11 protein-coding genes are annotated in these 13,788 nt (G+C 63.0%); 4 read left to right on the top strand and 7 right to left on the bottom strand.

Annotation, left to right across the window (positions count from 1 at the left end; translation table 11 throughout):
* Nucleotides 1-34: 34 nt before the first annotated feature.
* The 3 genes from ggt (at nucleotide 35) to E4Z66_RS13595 (ending at nucleotide 5,928) form a co-directional block, all read left to right on the top strand.
* A complete protein-coding gene (gene ggt, locus E4Z66_RS13605) occupies nucleotides 35-1,825 on the top strand; it encodes a gamma-glutamyltransferase (protein WP_136463562.1) in 1,791 nt (596 codons plus the stop codon).
* Between the two features lie 30 nt (nucleotides 1,826-1,855).
* Nucleotides 1,856-3,259, top strand: a complete 1,404-nt coding sequence (locus tag E4Z66_RS13600; protein WP_136463561.1) for an FAD-binding oxidoreductase — start codon at nucleotides 1,856-1,858, stop codon at nucleotides 3,257-3,259.
* A 167-nt stretch (nucleotides 3,260-3,426) separates the two neighbouring features.
* Nucleotides 3,427-5,928: a GcvT family protein gene (locus E4Z66_RS13595; protein ID WP_136463560.1), complete on the top strand. Its 2,502-nt coding sequence runs from the start codon at nucleotides 3,427-3,429 to the stop codon at nucleotides 5,926-5,928.
* A 271-nt stretch (nucleotides 5,929-6,199) separates the two neighbouring features.
* Here E4Z66_RS13595 and E4Z66_RS13590 read toward each other — a convergent pair whose 3' ends face one another.
* The 4 genes from E4Z66_RS13590 to E4Z66_RS13575 all read right to left on the bottom strand — a co-directional run bounded on the left by E4Z66_RS13590 (nucleotide 6,200) and on the right by E4Z66_RS13575 (nucleotide 9,855).
* A complete protein-coding gene (locus E4Z66_RS13590; protein ID WP_136463559.1) occupies nucleotides 6,200-6,841 on the bottom strand; it encodes a VPLPA-CTERM sorting domain-containing protein in 642 nt (213 codons plus the stop codon).
* 167 nt (nucleotides 6,842-7,008) lie between these two features.
* A complete protein-coding gene (locus tag E4Z66_RS13585) occupies nucleotides 7,009-7,770 on the bottom strand; it encodes a glycoside hydrolase family 25 protein (protein WP_136463558.1) in 762 nt (253 codons plus the stop codon).
* 91 nt (nucleotides 7,771-7,861) lie between these two features.
* Entirely contained in the window at nucleotides 7,862-8,929 is a 1,068-nt protein-coding gene (locus tag E4Z66_RS13580; protein ID WP_136463557.1) for an NAD(P)/FAD-dependent oxidoreductase, read from the bottom strand.
* Complete coding sequence (locus E4Z66_RS13575; RefSeq protein WP_136463556.1) at nucleotides 8,926-9,855, bottom strand: aldo/keto reductase; 930 nt, start codon at nucleotides 9,853-9,855, stop codon at nucleotides 8,926-8,928. The genes E4Z66_RS13580 and E4Z66_RS13575 overlap by 4 nt, the downstream gene beginning before the upstream one ends.
* 151 nt (nucleotides 9,856-10,006) lie before the next feature.
* Between E4Z66_RS13575 and E4Z66_RS13570 the strand changes: the two genes are divergently transcribed.
* Nucleotides 10,007-10,426 carry a CBS domain-containing protein gene (locus E4Z66_RS13570; protein ID WP_136463555.1) on the top strand — a complete coding sequence of 140 codons (420 nt, stop codon included), beginning with the start codon at nucleotides 10,007-10,009 and terminating at the stop codon, nucleotides 10,424-10,426.
* 91 nt (nucleotides 10,427-10,517) lie between these two features.
* On the opposite strand, the gene E4Z66_RS13565 is transcribed toward E4Z66_RS13570, so the two are convergent.
* From E4Z66_RS13565 to E4Z66_RS13555, 3 genes are read right to left on the bottom strand one after another with little or no spacing between them, the layout of a single operon-like run.
* Nucleotides 10,518-11,591 (bottom strand): BMP family ABC transporter substrate-binding protein, encoded by a 1,074-nt coding sequence (locus E4Z66_RS13565; RefSeq protein ID WP_136463554.1) that lies wholly within the window; start codon nucleotides 11,589-11,591, stop codon nucleotides 10,518-10,520.
* 29 nt (nucleotides 11,592-11,620) lie between these two features.
* On the bottom strand, nucleotides 11,621-12,541 hold the full coding sequence (locus tag E4Z66_RS13560; RefSeq protein WP_136463553.1) for an ABC transporter permease: 921 nt from the start codon (nucleotides 12,539-12,541) through the stop codon (nucleotides 11,621-11,623).
* On the bottom strand, nucleotides 12,541-13,623 hold the full coding sequence (locus E4Z66_RS13555; protein ID WP_136463552.1) for an ABC transporter permease: 1,083 nt from the start codon (nucleotides 13,621-13,623) through the stop codon (nucleotides 12,541-12,543). The genes E4Z66_RS13560 and E4Z66_RS13555 overlap by 1 nt, the downstream gene beginning before the upstream one ends.
* Between the last annotated feature and the right edge of the window lie 165 nt (nucleotides 13,624-13,788).

The following is a 13,788-nucleotide window of genomic DNA, read 5'->3' as shown; positions in this document are numbered from 1 at the left end:
TGTCGGTTTCCGGTGACCCGAGAGGAGAAAGACGATGCGCTTTATATCTTGTGTTGTTGCTGCGCTGTTGGCGCTTCCGGCCACGGCACAGGATGCCGCAGATGCGGTCGCGCCGGAAGCTGCGACGCAGGGCCAGTTTGAGGCGATCTCTCCCGAGGTTGGCAAGGCGCTGTCCGCCAAGGCCGCCGGGCGACCCGTGGCCGCGCAAGAGTGGATGGTCGCAGCCGCCAATCCCCATGCGGTACAAGCCGGGGCCGATGTCCTGCGCGCCGGCGGCACCGCAGCCGATGCCTTGGTGGCCGTGCAGACGGTTCTGGGCTTGGTGGAGCCGCAATCCTCCGGCCTGGGTGGCGGGGCGTTTCTGGTCTGGTACGATGCTGCGTCCGGCAACGTCACGACGTTGGACGCACGCGAGGCCGCGCCCCTTGCCGCCACGCCGCGCCTGTTTCAGGACGAAGATGGCGCGCCGTTGAAGTTCTTCGATGCCGTTGTCGGGGGGCGGTCGGTCGGGGTGCCCGGCACGCCCGCGCTGCTGGAAACCCTGCATGAAAAATGGGGGCGTCTGGAGTGGCCGTCCTTGCTGCAACCGGCGATCACGCTGGCCGAGGGCGGTTTCGCCGTGTCGCCCAGACTTGCCGGATTGGTGGAGCGCGATGCCGACCGGCTGTCCCGCTTTGCGGAAACGGCCGCGTATTTCCTGCCCGAAGGCGCACCGCTGCAAGCGGGCACGACGCTGACCAATCCCGCCTATGCCGCGACCTTGCGCAAGATGGCTTCGGACGGCGCGCGGGTTTTCTACGCGCGGGGCGAGGGCGCCATCGGCTCCGATATCGTTGCGACCGTCCAGAATGCGCCGGGCAATCCGGGCGTTCTGAGCGAATGGGATCTTGCCCTTTATCAGGTCATCGAACGCCCGGCCGTCTGCGCAAGCTATCGCGACCATGACGTCTGCGGCATGGGTCCGCCCTCTTCGGGGGCGCTGGCGGTCGGCCAGACGCTGGGCATTCTGAACCAATTCGATCTTGCAACTCTTGGCCCGGACGACCCTCAATCATGGCGGTTGATCGGCGATGCGTCGCGGCTCGCCTTCGCGGATCGTGGCCGTTACGTCGCGGATACTGACTTTGTGCCAGTGCCGGTGCAGGGCATGGTCGATCCCGCGTATCTCGCAGGCCGGGCGGCGCTGCTCTTTGGCGATGGCGCGCTGGAAAGCGTCTCGCCGGGCGCGCCGGAATTCGAACACGCGCTGCTATGGGCCGATGACGAGGCGCTGGAACTGCCCTCGACTTCGCATATCTCCATCGTCGACAGCTTCGGCAATGTCGCCTCCATGACGACGACGATCGAAAATGCGTTCGGCTCGCGCCTTATGACGAACGGTTTTCTGCTCAATAACGAATTGACGGATTTCTCGTTCCGCTCTCACCGCGATGGCGTGCCCATCGCCAACCGGGTGGAACCGGGCAAACGCCCACGATCGTCCATGGCGCCGACCATTGTCCTGCGCGATGGCAGACCGGTGCTGGCCATTGGATCGCCGGGCGGGAGCCGCATCATCCCCTACGTGGCCAGCGCGATCATCGCACATATCGACTGGGGGATGAACGTCCAGCAGGCCGTCGCCTTGCCCCATGCGGTGAACCGGTTCGGCACGTATGATCTGGAGGAAGGCACGAAAATGGAGGCCATGGCACCGGAGCTTGAGGCCATGGGATTCACGACCGGGGTGCGGGATCTCAATTCGGGCTTGCACGCGATCTCCATCGGGGCAAATTTGCAGGGCGGTGCCGATCCGCGCCGCGAAGGGATCGCGCTGGGCCAATAAGGCTGGCCACAAGTTTAAGGGAGGAACGCCATGGGTCAGGTGACAGCCATGCCGCGCAACGAGGACGGGATTGCCGCTGCAATCGGCGTGCTCAAACAGAAATACGGCGACGCGCTGCAAACCGGGCAATCCCTGCGCGACCAGCACGCACACACGACTACATGGCTCACTCCGCAACCCCCTGATGCGGTGATTTTCCCGACCTCGACCGAAGAGGTCGCCGATATCGTCAAAACCTGCGCGAAATACAGCGTTCCGGTCATCCCCTTCGGCACGGGCACATCGCTGGAAGGGCATGTCAACGCGCCCGCTGGCGGTGTGTGCGTCGACCTGATGCAGATGAACAAGGTGCTGGAGGTTCATGCCGAAGACCTCAACTGCGTGATCCAGCCGGGCGTCACACGCGAAGACCTAAACACGCATTTGCGCGACCAGGGGCTGTTTTTCCCAATCGATCCGGGCGCGAATGCCTCGCTGGGCGGTATGGTCGCCACGGGTGCGTCGGGGACCAATGCGGTGCGCTATGGCACGATGAAGGACAATGTCATCTCGCTGGAAGTCGTCACCGCCGATGGCCGCGTGATCCGCACCGCATCGCGGGCAAAGAAAACTTCTGCCGGATATGACCTCACGCGACTGATCGTCGGATCGGAAGGCACACTGGGCATCGTGACCGAAATCACGCTGCGCCTTCAGGGCATTCCAGAGGCGATGTCTGCCGCGCGGTGTTCGTTCACCTCGGTGGGCACGGCCTGCGAAGCGGTGATGCAGGTGATCCAATACGGTATCCCGGTGGCCCGCATCGAACTGCTGGACGAACATTCCGTGGCGGCGGTCAACGCCTATTCCAAGCTGGACCTGCCCGAGCAACCGCTGCTGCTGATGGAATTCCACGGTTCCGAGGCGTCGGTGGTCGAACAGGCCGAGCTTTTCGGTCAGATCGCCAAGGACAACGGGGCCATCGGCTACGAGGCGACGGCAAGCACGGAAGAACGCAACCGGCTCTGGAAGGCGCGGCATGACCTTTATTGGGCGACTTTGCAGGTGCGCCCCGGTGCCAAGGGGATTTCCACCGATGTCTGTGTGCCGATCTCGCGCCTTGCCGAATGCGTCGTCGCGACACAGGAGCGGATGAAAGCGGACGGTTTCGTTCCCATGGTCTTGGGGCACGTGGGTGACGGTAATTTCCACTCGGTCGTGCTGCTGGATATGGATAACCCCGAAGAAGTCGCCAAGGCCGAGGCCTTCGTCAGCTGGCTCAACGAATTGGCGATTTCGATGGACGGTACCTGCACGGGGGAACATGGCATCGGCCAGGGCAAGATGCCCTATCTGCGCAAGGAACTGGGGGATGCCGTCGACGTGATGGCGGCGATCAAGGCCGCGCTGGACCCGGATAACATCCTGAACCCCGGTAAGGTCATCGCGTCCTGATCCCCACCCGCGCCGTTTTCCGATACGGAAAACGGGCCGGAAACCGGGTCGGTTTCCGCCCGCCCGGTGTGGGCTGTCGTTTTTATCCGGATAGGGTCGGAACATTTCCGCGCGCGGCTGCGAATTGACTTAAAAACGGCTCCAGAGTTCACGAAGGAGTCGGTTCGATGAAAACCCATGTCAAAGCTCTGGTCGTCGGTGGCGGCGCAGTCGGGACGGGCATTGCGTATCACCTGGCGCGCGCCGGCTGGAGCGACGTCATGCTGCTGGAGCGGGACGAATTGACCTCCGGCTCCACCTGGCACGCTGCCGGTTTGCTGCCGCTCTTCAACATGTCTTATGCGACCAGCCACATCCACGACTACTCCGTGAAGTTCTACAAGACGCTGGAAGAGGAAACCGGGCTGAATGCGGGTTTCTCGGTGGTGGGCAACCTGCGCATGGCGCAGACTGACGCCCGCATGGATGAATACCGCCTCTATGCTTCCACGGCCGAGACGGTCGGGATCCCCTATGAGTGGCTCACCTCCGCCGAGATCAAGGACCGTTGGCCGCTGGTTCGGACCGAAGATCTGAAAGGTGCGATCTTCCACCCGACCGATGGCTATATCAACCCGGCGGACGTCACCATGGCAATGGCCAAAGGCGCACGGCAGCGCGGCGTCCTGATCGAACGCAAGTGGCAGGTCGATGGCTACCACTGGACCGGCGATCATTGGGATGTGACCGTGACCAAGATGGTCGAAAAGGGCGGCAACCTTGTCCCCTCGGACGAGCAGACCGTGATCCATGCGGAACATGTCGTCACCGCCACGGGCAACCACGCGCAGCGCACGGCCAAGCTGCTGGGTATCAAGATCCCCGCGATCCCCGTCGAACACCAATATATCGTGACCGAACCCGATCCGGCGCTTGTCGAGTGGCGCAAGGATCACCCGGAACACCCCGTGCTGCGCGACGCCGACGCCAAGTGGTATGTCCGCGAAGAACGCGGGGGCTGGATTTTGGGCCCGTATGAGCGCGGCGCCCCGGCGCGGTTCCTCTATGACGTGCCGGAAAGCTTCCGCGCCGATCTCTTCCCGCTCGATCTGGAGCGGATCGAAGAGGAATATATGTCGATGATCCACCGCCTCCCTTCGTCGGAGACCGTCGGCCTGAAAGACGATTATAACGGCCCGATCTGCTATACGCCGGACGGCAACCCGCTGGTTGGCCCCGCGCCGGGACTGCGCAACATGTGGCTGGCCGAAGGGTTCTCTTTCGGGATCACGGCGGCAGGCGGCACGGGGTATTACCTTGCGCAGATGATGGTCGAAGGCGAGGCCGAGATCGACATGGCCAGCCTTGATCCCAAGCGCTATGGCGCGTGGATGACGACCGAATATGCCGCGCGCAAGAACGAGGAATGTTACGAACATGTCTTCGTCCTGCACCACCCCGATGAGGAACGCGAAGCCTGCCGCCCGCTGCGTACCGGCCCGGTCTATGACCGCCAGAAGGCGCTTGGCGCGCAGTTCGGCTGCGTCAACGCGTTTGAACGGCCCAACTATTACGGCCCGCTGGATGCACCGGACAGCTTCGACCATGATGCGCGCTCTTTCCGGCGGGGCGACTGGTGGCAATATGCCAAGGCCGAAGCCGAAGCGATCCGCAAGGATGTGGGCCTGATCGACGCGACCGCCTTCACCAAACATCTGGTGCGCGGCCCCGGCGCGACGGGGTTCCTTGACAAGTTCACCTGCAACAAGCTGCCGAAAGTCGGCCGGATCAACCTGACCTACGCGCTGACCGATGCCGGTACGACGCGGACCGAATATACCATCGTGCGTTTGGGCGAGGATGAATATTACCTGGTCTCCGCCGGTGCGTGGACAGCTTACGACGCGGATTACCTGATGAAATCGGCCGAGGATTTCATGGGCGCGGGCGGTGGCTATGTCGACATTCACGATGTGACGACGCAATGGGGTGTCTTTGCCATTGCCGGGCCGAAATCGCGCGATGTGCTTCGCGAGATCGTCAAGGATGCCGACCCGGCGACGGTTCTGGGCAACAAGCGCTTCCCGTGGCTGTCGATGCGCGACATCGAACTGGGCATGTGCCCGGTCCGTGCCATCCGCGTGGCCTATACTGGCGAGCTTGGCTGGGAACTTCACCACCCGATCGAGATGCAGACCTATCTTTGGGATCTGTTGCTGGAGGCCGGCGAAAAGCACGGCATGAAGCTGGTCGGCGCGCGCGCGCAAAACTGGCTGCGGCAGGAAAAATCCTATCGCGCGTTCGGCAACGAACTTGGGCGCGACGCGACCCCGCTTGAGGCGGACCTGCCGCGCTTCATCGACCTGTCCAAAGAGTTCCACGGCAAAGCCGCGCTTGAGGCGACCGGCGTGCGCAGCAAATGCGTGACGCTGCTGATCGATGGGCCGCAAGATGCCGACCCGTGGGGGCGCGAGGCGCTGTATGACGGGGACACGAAGGTCGGGCGTCTGACCTCGGGCGGTTACTCCGTCCATTTTGGCAAGTCCATCGGGATGGGCTATGTCTCGCCCGTTCTGGCGGTGCCGGGTACCAAGCTGAAGGTACGGATGCTGAACGAACTTTGGGACGCCGAGATTGTCGAGGATAGCCCCTACGATCCGAAGAACGAGGTGATCCGCAAGGACGCCTGACCGCCAGGGCGGCCTGTTCAATCGGCTGATGGTATTGAAAAGATTGAGTGCTCCGGCTTGTGCAGTCGGGGCATTTTTCTTTTGGCGGCTGGTTTGGCGCCGGGATCAGAATGATCGGCGGTGACAGCGGGGCTGTGATGCGCGACTTCGTGGTGGCTGCGTGCCAATCCGATGGGGCACCACTATCGCCTTGGCGATGATCACCGGGCGCAGGTCGCCGAAAAGGCCCACCGCGCAGGGGCACCCCCGCGCGGTGAGGTTTGTTGTAGTCTTATGCGCGGCGCGCGCGGCGACGCACAGCGCCCATCGCGGCCACACCGCCCAGCAGCAGCGCGCCCGAGGCAGGCAGCGGCACAGCGGCCAGCGACACGTTGTCGATCAACGCGCCTGTTTGGTTGCTTCCACCGACACCGGTCGCGGCGAAGGTGAATGTGACAAGCGCATCATCCGCCAGGGTGAACGTCTCTGTCACCTGCGTCCAAACGCCATGCGGGAACAGCGGATCCGGCGCGCCGTTGATCACCCCGGAAAAGATGTCGCCGGCACGGCTGGTCGCAACATAGCTCATGTCGTTGGTGGACGTGTTCGCGCCATTGATGCGCGGGCTGTACCAGAAGCTCAGCGCGTATGTACCAGCGGTCAGCGACACGGACTGTTCGATCGCCGCATTCTGGTTGGACGCGAGTTCCACATAGTTCGAGCCGTCCTGCGCGTCGATGCTGCTCAGCGTGGCATTCGTCTGAAGCTCAAGGTTCGGCACGCCTGTCCAGCCGGGAAGGTCGCTGAAGATTTTCCAGCTCGATCCGCCGAGGGAGTTGCTGCCAAGATCTTCGAAACTGCCGTTTTCAATCGTGGCAGCCGAAACCGCGCCTGCAGTGAGCGACAAAGCAAGTGCTGTAAGTATAGTTCGCATATTTCGATACCTTTCACGTGACTATGGCGTCGGTTAACCACGATATCGGGCCGAAATGTGTCAAGTTTTAGGGGAAACGATCAGCGAATTTGTCAGCAGCCCTGACCTACACATCAATGCGGTCAGGGCTTGCGGATTGTGTCGTGTTCGGCAACTGGATTTCTAGGTTAACGAGCACGCTGCGAAAGCCATGATTCCCAGAAATCGCGACTGCCGTTAAAGACGTTGATATCGACGTCGCCCGGTGTGCCGGGCAGAATTCCTGTGGCTGTATATTGCCAGAACCGCCAGCTTTGCCCCGGATAGGCTTCGCGCGGCGTTTTCGCGGTGGTACGCAGCCAGAACTCATAGTCGCTGAAGGCGCCAAGCCCCGCATCGTCATAAAATCCCGGGGTGGTGTAGATGATCGGTTTCTGGCCGTAATGTCGTTCGACCATCTCAAGGAACACCCGCATTTCGCCGCGCACGATCTGGCCGGTGGGACGGCGCTGGCAGGTCGGCGAAAACGGGTTCCATTCCATGTCCAGCACCGGGGGCAGGGCGCCAGCAGTTTTGGGCACGGTACGGATGAACCAGCGGGCCTGCACCTCTGGCGGGGTACAGAAGTAATAGAAGTGATAGGCGCCGCGGCGCACACCCGCGCGCTGCGCACCGCGCCAATGGGTGCGGAACATTGGATCGCGCAGATCGCCGCCTTCGGTCGCTTTGATGAAGGCGAATTCGACCCCTGCCTTGCGCGCCCGCGCCCAATCGACCTTTTTCTGGAATCGCGCCACGTCGATCCCACGCACCGCAAAGCTGGAGGGCGCGCGGCCCCGGAAATTCACCGGATCGCGGTCGCCAATCGTGGTGCGCCCGCCCGGATCAGACGAGGGCGCCCCACAAGCGGAGAGGATCAGCAAGCAGATCAGCAGGAAGGCGCGGCGCATATGGGAACTCTCCTCGGGTCGGTGGTGCCGCAGTCTAGCGTCTTCGGCGCAGATTACACCGTCAAACCGGCGCTTGGGGCAAACGCCTGCGTCAGCGGAACCGCGCCGGGGACAGTGCCGCGACCAGATCGGCCGGATGGTCGGTCGTGCCGCCCGTCGCAAGGGCCGCGACCAGCGCCGACGCGGCGGGCGCGGTCTGAAACCCATAGCCGCCTTGCCCGGCAGACCAGATGAAATCATCGCGCCCCGGCTCTGGTCCCAGCACCAGCGCGTGATCGGGCGCAAATGTACGCAGCCCGGCCCATGTGGCGGTGGGCCGCGTGACCTCTTCGGTTACGTGGTCCTGATACCGCGCCAGCCCTTCTGCCAGCACCATATCGTCAGGCCAGGCATCCATCGGCACCGAGGGTTCTGCATCGGCGGGCGATACGATCAGCTGACCGGCATCGGGCTTGGCATACCATGTTTCGCCCGCGCCGAAGAACATCGGCCAGCCCGATACGTCATGGCCGCCCGGCGCGGCGATACGCGCCATCGACCGACGGTAAGGCACCAGGCCCAACGGCGCGATCCCGGCCATCTGCGCGATCTCGTCCGCCCAGGGTCCGGCGGCATTGACCAGCACGCGGGCCTCCAGCGTGTCCTGCGCGCTGACAGCCCAGCCGCCTGCAATTTGGCGCATCTGCGTAACCCGTGCGCCGGTGACGACACGGCCCCCGTTCTGACGGATCGTTCGTGCGAAATCCTGAAGCAGCAGATCGGTGTCGATATCCTCGGCAGAGGTATTGAAGGCCGCGCGGGCAATCGCGTCACGGCGCAGGATCGGCACCATGTCAATCGCCGCATCCACGGTGATCTCCGGGCATGCCATGTCGTGCAAATCCTGCTCGAACAGGGCATCCCCACCGGCAGAGCCCAAGAGCAGAAAACCGCGCGGTGTCAGATAGTTGCCGTCGCGGAAAAAGGTTTCTCCGGCGTGGTTCAGCGCCTTGACGGCCGCGTTGCCGTAGTTGGGTTCGAACAGCGCGGCAGAGCGGCCCGACGCGTGATAGCCAAGCGCCTCTTCCGCCTCCAGCACGCAGACGGTGCCATGGGCCGAAAGCCGCGCGCCAGCAGACAGGCCAGCGATGCCGCCGCCAATTACCAGAAAGTCGATCATGCTTCTTCGATCCTGTCGGTTGCGGGGGGCGGGGCGGGCATCAAAGCGGTCAGCTCTGCATGTAGATCCGGGCGCAGATTGAAGGTGAGCGCCTCCAGCGACGGCTTGAGTTGCTCCGGATGACTGGCCGACAGAATCGGCTGCGCCCCAAAGCCAGAGCCCATGACCCATGCCACCGCCAGCGTCGCGGGATGCACCCCCTCGCGCACGGCGATCTGGGTCAGCCCCTCGGAGGCGTCGTGCATCTGCGGCACCGCATAGCGGGCGTTGTAGCGGGCGTCTTCGGTCAACCGGCCCGTTCCGCCCCATTGATACTTGCCGGACAACAGCCCGCCCCCAAGCGGCGAATAGGTGCAGGCGACGATCCCCTGATCGGCGCACATGGGCAAAAGCTCCACCTCTGCCTGCCGTTTGACAAGGTTGTACATTGGCTGGATCACGTCGATGCGGGTGCCAAGCTGCTGGGCGATCCCCTGCGCTTTCATCACCTGCCACGCGGCATAGTTCGACAGGCCGATAAGGCGGATCAGCCCGGCAGACTGAAAGCCTGCCATGGTCTCGATGGTTTCTTCCAGCGGCGTGTCAGCGTCAAAGCGGTGAAGATACAGCAGGTCGATACAGTCCAGCCCAAGCCGCCGGCGGCTTGTGTCCAGCTGCGCAGTGATGTTGGCACGGTCCGCGCCGCCGGTATAGGCAACCTTGCTCGCGATAAAGAGAGAGTCTCGATCGTCAATCAGGCGGCCAAGCATCTCTTCGGATCTGCCTTCGGTATAGCCCCACGCCGTGTCGAAATGCCTGATTCCAGCGGCGCGGCAAGCGTCGAACATGGCGCGCGCGGCGGTCTCATCGGCCTTGCCGCCAAACTGCATTGCGCCAAAGGCGATCGGGGCCAGCGCATCGCCGGAAAGTGTCGTCAGCTGTGTCATGCAGCAAGGGATGACATGACCCGGCCGCAACGGCAACGGCGAAGCGACATGGCGGCGACCCACTCGCTGCCCCCAAAAGGTCAGGGTTTCCTGACTTCAAAAATGCCCGGTCCGTACCTATTTTGATTGTATTGAAACGGAGGGCATTGCTTTGGTCATTCAGACAATCAAGGGGATACTCGGCGCACGCCCGCTTTACTGGGTGCCGCCAGCCGCGACTTTGGAAGATGCTTGCGACCATATTTCGGTCCACCGCACCGGTGCGCTTGTCGTGCTGGAAGACGGTGACTTGCACGGCATCATCACCGAGCGGGACATCCTGAGGCACGCGTCGCAACGCGGTGGGTTCGGCACGGCAAAGGTCGCACAGGTGATGACGCGGCAGGTGGTCTATATTCAGACCAACGGGTCGATTGCAGAGGCGTCCGAACGGATGCAGGCGGGTGGCTTCAGCCATTTGCCGGTGCTGGATATGGGGCGGAAAGTCGTGGGCGTTCTGTCCCATGCCGATATTCCGGCAGGGCTGCGTCGCGGTTGGGCACCGGCAATGGGCGCACCGGTCGCGGCCTGATTGGTGCCGCGCCGCTGGCAGGGCGCATAGGCGCAAAAGAAAAGGCCCCGAACAATCGCCGGGGCCTCCTGATCTGTTGCCGGGTCAGGGCTTATTGCGGGATTTCGCCGTCCAGACCTTCGACATAGAAGTTCATGCCTGCCAGCGTGCCGTCATCGGCCACTTCGCCTTCTGCCAGCCAGTCGGAGCCATCCTGCTTTTTCAGCGGGCCGGTGAAGGGGTGGTACTCACCAGAAGCGATGGCGTCACGCAGGGCGATCGCTTCGGCCTTCACGTCAGCGGGAACCGCGTCCGTGATCTCGCCGATGCCGACCATGCCCGGGCCGATCCCGTCCCATGTGTCCATGCTTTCCCAGGTGCCATCGATCACGGCCTGGGTCCGGGCGATGTAGTAGGGCGCCCAGTTGTCGATGATGGAGGACACGCGCGGCTTGGGTGCGTATTCCGCCATGTCAGAGGCCTGACCGAAGGTGATGACGTTGCCCGCTTCCTGTGCGGCCGCTTGCGGCGCGGTGGAGTCGGTGTGTTGCAGAACCACGTCCGCGCCCTGATCGATCAGCACCTTGGCCGCGTCCGCTTCTTTCGCCGGATCGAACCATGTGTAGGCCCAGACGATCTTGAACTCGACATCCGGGTTCACCTTCTTGGCGTGGATATAGGCCGAGTTGATGCCGCGGATCACTTCGGGGATCGGGTAGGAGCCGATATAACCGATGATGTTGCTTTCGGTCATCTTGCCCGCGATATGGCCCTGAACCGCACGGCCTTCGTAGAAGCGGGCGGAATAGGTCGACACGTTGTCGGCGCGCTTGTAGCCGGTCGCATGTTCAAATTTCACATTCGGGAACTTGGCGGCCACGTTGATCGTCGGGTCCATGTAGCCGAAGGATGTGGTGAAGATCAGGTCGGCACCGTCCAGCGCCATCTGCGTCATCACTCGTTCGCTGTCCGGGCCTTCGGCGACGTTCTCGACAAAGACGGTTTCGACCGCGTCGCCGAAATGCTCGACCACTGCAAGGCGGCCCTGATCGTGTTCATAGGTCCAGCCGCCATCGCCCACAGGGCCGACATAGACGAAGCCGACCTTGGTCTTGTCCTGTGCCATTGCGGTGCTCGCAAGGCCCAGAGCCACGGCAGCCGTAGCAAGAAGTTGCGTGATTTTCATGAGTGGAATTACCCCCCGGTTATTGGCCTCTACTGTGAGGCATGGAACGTGCGGCCAAGAGAGGCAGGCGCCTGCGCCTTGTCCGCGGAAAGAAGGACCAGCACCACGATGGTGATGATGTAGGGCGACATTGCCAGATACTCGACCGGAATAGCAACGCCTGCGCCTTGCAGATTTAGCTGCAACTGGGTGATGCCGCCGAACAAATAGGCACCTAGCAAAACCCGCCACGGTTTCCAACTGGCGAACACCACAAGGGCGAGTGCGATCCAGCCAACCCCGGCGGTCATGCCCTCGGTCCACTGCGGCACCCGAACGAGCGAGATATAGGCCCCGCCCGCACCGGCGCAGGCCCCGCCAAACATGATCGCCAGCGTGCGGATGCGCACGACCTTGTAGCCAAGCGCATGGGCCGCATCGTGGTTTTCGCCCACCGCTTTCAGGATCAGGCCAGAGCGCGTGTATTTCAAAAACGCCCAGACAGACGCGACCAGAACGACACCCAGATAGAGGACAAGATCGTGTTGGAAGAAGATCCGACCGATCAGCGGAATGTCCGCAAGGGGGCCGAAATTCACATCCTCCATCCGGGGTGGTTTGACCCCCACGTAAGATTGCCCAAGCAGCGCAGAGAGGCCCAGACCAAAGAGTGTCAGCGCAAGCCCGGACGCCACTTGGTTGGCCAACGCCACCTGCGTGAGAAAGGCGAAAAGCAGCGACAATGCCGCCCCGCCCACCGCCGCCGCCGCGAAGCCCAGCAGGGGGGAGCCCGTTTCGACCGCTGTGGCAAAACCGCAGATCGCGCCGGTGATCATCATCCCTTCGACGCCAAGGTTCAGCACGCCGGCCTTCTCGGCGATGAGTTCCCCGGTAGCGGCCAGCAGGATCGGCGTCGCCGCCGCCAGCAGTGCGGCCAGCAGCAAGACCGGGTTGATTGCGCTCAGGTCCATTACGCGGCCTCCTGTCGGCCGATCTGAAGCCGGTAATTTGTAAACACGTCAATCGCGAGCAGGAAGAACAGCAGCATGCCCTGAAAGATCTGGATCGCGGCGGCGGGCAGGCCAAGCTGGCTTTGCGCAATGTCGCCGCCGATATAGGTCAGCGCCATCAGCCCTCCCGCCAGCAGGATGCCCACGGGGTGCAGCCGTCCGAGAAAGGCGACAATGATCGCGGTAAAGCCGTAGCCCACGTTGAAATCAATCGTCACCTGCCCGGCGGGTCCGGCGACTTCGAACAGGCCCGCCAGCCCGGCCAGCGCCCCCGAGGTGCCAAGGCAGAAGATCACCAACCGCTTGGGCGACACGCCCGAGAACGTGGCCGCGCGCGGGGCGTCGCCAGTGACGCGGATCGAAAAGCCCAGACGATGACGGGTCAGCAGGACATAGGCGAAAATCACCGAAATGAGCGCGGCAAGCACGCCCCAATGCAGACCGGTATTGGCGATAATCTCGGCATTATGGGCGGCGGGATACTGTTGCAGGTTGCGCGAGCCGGGAAAGCCGAAGCCTTCGGGGTTCTTCATCAGGCCAAGGCTCATGGAGGCAAGGAATTGCTCCGCCACATAGACCAGCATCAGGGACACCAGGATTTCATTCGTGCCGAACCGCGTCTTGAGCAGGGCCGGGATCATCGCCCACGCCCAGCCACCCAGCGCGCCCGCCAGCACCATCGCCGGGAAGAGCCAGAAGACGTTCAGCGGGTACATCGCCAGCGCCACCCCGGCGCCGCACAGCGCGCCGATGATATACTGGCCCTCGGCCCCGATATTCCAGATGCCGGCCTTGAACCCAAGCGACAGGCCGATGGCGATCAGCACCAGCGGCGCGCCCTTGATCAGCAGTTGCGGGCGATAGAAAAAGGCGAATTCGCCAAACAGAGGTTCCCAGAAGATCGTGGCGATCGCCTCGCCTGGGTTCTTGCCCAGAAAGAAGAACAGAAGCCCGCCCGCCAGAATGGTGGCCAGTACCGCCAGAAGCGGAGCACCGTAGGACCACGCGGCGGAGGGCTGGGGGCGTTTGACAAGCCGGATCATGCGGCCTCCTGCATAGCGGCGCGCCCCTGCGGGTCGCACGCGATGGTTTTGCGCCCCTTCGGGCCGCGTGATGAGAGGGGCTGTCTGCCCCTCTCAAACTCTCCCCGAAAGTATTTGGAAACAGGCGAAGACCGGAATGGTGGCTTTTCGCAGGCGGCGGCGATT

Source organism: Aliishimia ponticola, from assembly GCF_004803475.1.
Lineage (GTDB): Bacteria > Pseudomonadota > Alphaproteobacteria > Rhodobacterales > Rhodobacteraceae > Aliishimia > Aliishimia ponticola.
This window is presented reverse-complemented; position numbering and strand designations above follow the sequence as displayed.

Excerpts from the sequence above, each read along its gene's own strand:
- E4Z66_RS13600 (WP_136463561.1), top strand. The coding sequence starts at position 1,856 with ATGGGTCAGGTGACAGCCATGCCGCGCAACGAGGACGGGATTGCCGCT.
- E4Z66_RS13565 (WP_136463554.1), bottom strand. The coding sequence starts at position 11,591 with ATGAAAATCACGCAACTTCTTGCTACGGCTGCCGTGGCTCTGGGCCTT.
- ggt (WP_136463562.1), top strand. The coding sequence starts at position 35 with ATGCGCTTTATATCTTGTGTTGTTGCTGCGCTGTTGGCGCTTCCGGCC.
- E4Z66_RS13595 (WP_136463560.1), top strand. The coding sequence starts at position 3,427 with ATGAAAACCCATGTCAAAGCTCTGGTCGTCGGTGGCGGCGCAGTCGGG.
- E4Z66_RS13575 (WP_136463556.1), bottom strand. The coding sequence starts at position 9,855 with ATGACACAGCTGACGACACTTTCCGGCGATGCGCTGGCCCCGATCGCC.
- E4Z66_RS13590 (WP_136463559.1), bottom strand. The coding sequence starts at position 6,841 with ATGCGAACTATACTTACAGCACTTGCTTTGTCGCTCACTGCAGGCGCG.
- E4Z66_RS13555 (WP_136463552.1), bottom strand. The coding sequence starts at position 13,623 with ATGATCCGGCTTGTCAAACGCCCCCAGCCCTCCGCCGCGTGGTCCTAC.
- E4Z66_RS13585 (WP_136463558.1), bottom strand. The coding sequence starts at position 7,770 with ATGCGCCGCGCCTTCCTGCTGATCTGCTTGCTGATCCTCTCCGCTTGT.
- E4Z66_RS13560 (WP_136463553.1), bottom strand. The coding sequence starts at position 12,541 with ATGGACCTGAGCGCAATCAACCCGGTCTTGCTGCTGGCCGCACTGCTG.
- E4Z66_RS13580 (WP_136463557.1), bottom strand. The coding sequence starts at position 8,929 with ATGATCGACTTTCTGGTAATTGGCGGCGGCATCGCTGGCCTGTCTGCT.